Source organism: Spirulina sp. CCY15215, from assembly GCF_016888125.1.
In the GTDB taxonomy this organism is placed as follows: domain Bacteria; phylum Cyanobacteriota; class Cyanobacteriia; order Cyanobacteriales; family Spirulinaceae; genus CCY15215.
Genome location: NZ_JACSWA010000236.1, coordinates 1 through 2739, shown reverse-complemented (window position 1 = coordinate 2739; position 2739 = coordinate 1). Strand labels below are relative to the sequence as shown.

At 45.1% G+C, this 2739-nt stretch carries 2 protein-coding genes; both read right to left on the bottom strand.

The window, feature by feature from the left end; all coding sequences use genetic code 11:
* The coding region (locus JUI58_RS01625; RefSeq protein ID WP_348539814.1) for a filamentous hemagglutinin N-terminal domain-containing protein at positions 1–929 on the bottom strand (929 nt) is incomplete at its 3' end.
* A 189-nt stretch (positions 930–1118) separates the two neighbouring features.
* Positions 1119–2739 (bottom strand): CHAT domain-containing protein (locus JUI58_RS01620; RefSeq protein WP_204101997.1); only part of this gene is annotated, 1621 nt, incomplete at its 5' end.

Sequence of the window (2739 nt, the reverse complement as noted above, 5' to 3'; positions counted from 1 at the left end):
TCCCCAACTTTTTCGCCAAAGCGCATCACTGTGGGGCTGTGTTGTGTTCCATCCCCCGTGCGAATTAAAGTTGGATCGTGAAGTTGAATGGGATTTACGGCTGCAAGATTAACATTTTCCCCCTGCACCTCCCCCGTCACGATTAAATCTCCCGTGTTTGCATTCGCCAGATTTGCATCTGTTGGGGAAGGAGAAGCTGTTAATAGTGCGGGAATATCCAACATTGTGAAAGGAAGAATTTCACCATTGCTATCTTTGGGAATCTCAACCTCTAAACTCAAGAGACTCCCTGCTTGCTGAATGCGGATTAGGCTGCTCCCAGGAACGGCAGCAAGGGTTATGGTACCATTGGGCGCATTGAGACTGCCCGTATTGATGACCGTTCCCCCAATTAAGGTTAAATTTTGCCCCGCATTAACAGCTAAATTTCCTTGATTAATAATTGCGCTGGGTTGGGAAACATCAAAGGCAAATTGAAAAGGGATTCCCGTTAATTCTGTGTAATTGTTTTCTCCGAAAGCATTAAACCATTGATCATTGCCAAAACCAATTCCCGTCGCTGTCGTTGCGGTAAAATCTCCTGGTACATTTAAACTGGCATTGCCGCCAAAAATAATGCCCGCAGGATTCATTAAAAATAGATTTGAATTGCCTCCCGTCACTTGAATTAAACCGTCAATAATTGAAGGATTGCCTCCCACTACGCGGCTTAATATATTTTGAATATTAGAATTAGAAATAAAATTGGCAATTTCTCCCGCAGAAAGACCGAATTCTTGAAAGCTATGAAATAAGTTGCCTGCTGATGTTGTTCCACCAGTGATATTAAATTGACTACCTTGGGGTATTACCGTTGTTCCCGTACCATCGTTGGCTGTAGAAATTGGCTCTGCTTGTGTCGGAGAGACGGCGATCGCCGTCAATAACACAGTCAGAACAGATAGCCTGGATAGAAGACAAAAAAGCAAAGAGGAAGTGTGAGCATTCACGAAACTTATACCAAATCAGAGCGACTATGTTGTTCACGATAACCCAATTTTCAGATAATTAATATAATTGAGAATTATTTCACAGAAACTTCATGAATATGAAGTTTCTGTAAAGAGAGAGTATTCCAATTACCAAGGAGTACCAATTAAGGTGAAGGCACTCCAAAAATAGGGATGGCTTAAATCTCCTCCTCCTTCTAACTTTTGAGTTAAAGCGATCGCGCCACTGGGGGTGATAACTTCTCCCTCTCCTAATCTTGTTTCTCCTCGAATCATGGCTAATTGCGATCGCCTTAACGCTTCAGCTTTGATGGGTGCCTCTTTTAATTGTTCGTAAAAAGTAGTCATTAATCCCAATGTTCCCGAATCGCTCACTTGCCATAACCCTCCTAACGCCGATTTAACTCCCGCCATCACCGCCAACCCAGCAAAACCTAATTCCGCTTGTGCGTCCCCTAACGCCGTCTCACAAGCACTCAACACCAATAACTCAACTGGGGGATCGTGCAAGCCCAACTCACGAATTTTACTTAAAGGCAGTTTTCCGTCTCCTAAGTATATATAAGATTCATCGGGACTTCCTGCTTTAAATTCCCCATGAGTGGCTAAATGAATCATGCGGAAAGAATTGTTCCGACGCGCCTCGAGCAATTTATCTACGGTAAAATCTTTATTTAAGTAAGATGAACCTTTCCAAACTTGATTCGTCAGAAGATTTAATTCTTCTCCCGCAGCAGGAAGAGGATTTTTATCCTCAAAAGTTTCCGCCCCCATTGCCAGCAAATCCATCCCCCGGACATCGGTGTAATTCAGGTCAGTTAAAGCCATACTCGGCATCAAACTAAGGCTATAGCGTTCAACTAGAAACTGTTGGCCATCGTGAAGCGCCGCCACTGGAACCGAGCGGAGTCCCGTATCGAGAAGAAAAGTGAGGTGTTGGATTTCCATTGCGGCCAAGTCATCTTCGATAGGTTTAATCAACCAATTATAGAGTTTTTGGGATGGTGCAATAAAGGAGGTGGGACGGCGGGTATTAATGGCAGCATTGCGGAAGCGATCGGCGGTTCTGATGACCATTTCTCGGGTCACGGGGAGAGGATGGACAATCGATTCGCCAGTGGGGGGAACAAGCATAATATAGAGGCGATCGTTCGGGGATTCTTCTGCATCTGACCCAGGACCCAAAGGAGGAACAAAGATGGCGTAAACGAGAGCAGGTTTGACACCGGTAGTGAGATAAACGTTATTGAGACTGGCTTGAGAGTTAGCGAGACTGTTTGTGTCCTCACTGCTATCTCCATCTGAGGAAGATTCGCTGTTCGATCCCCCTTGAGCATTGGTAGTAGAACTATCTGGAATCCCCTCGGCGCGATCGCCTCCGGAATTATTGGCATTTGACCCTTCTGAACCGCCTTCTGAACCGCCTTCTGAACCGCCTTCTGAACCGCCTTCTGAAGAGCCAAAGTATTCCCCAAAACTATCAGAAAATTTACCATCAAAAGCAGAGAAGGCTTCTGAAAGGGTGAGGGATGAACCTCCCCCCGCTCCACCTGGGTTGACGAAGGCTAAGGCAGGAGAGGGAGAAGAGATAGAAAGTAAGTTAATAAAACTATTAAAATTTAGTGTCGGTGTCGTATTCACAACAGGCGTTGGATTCACAACAGGCGTGACAGGTGTTGGTGTTACGGAAACGGGGACAAATTCATAGGCTCCAATATCTACAGTTCCTCCCAAAATACGGTTTTCTCCC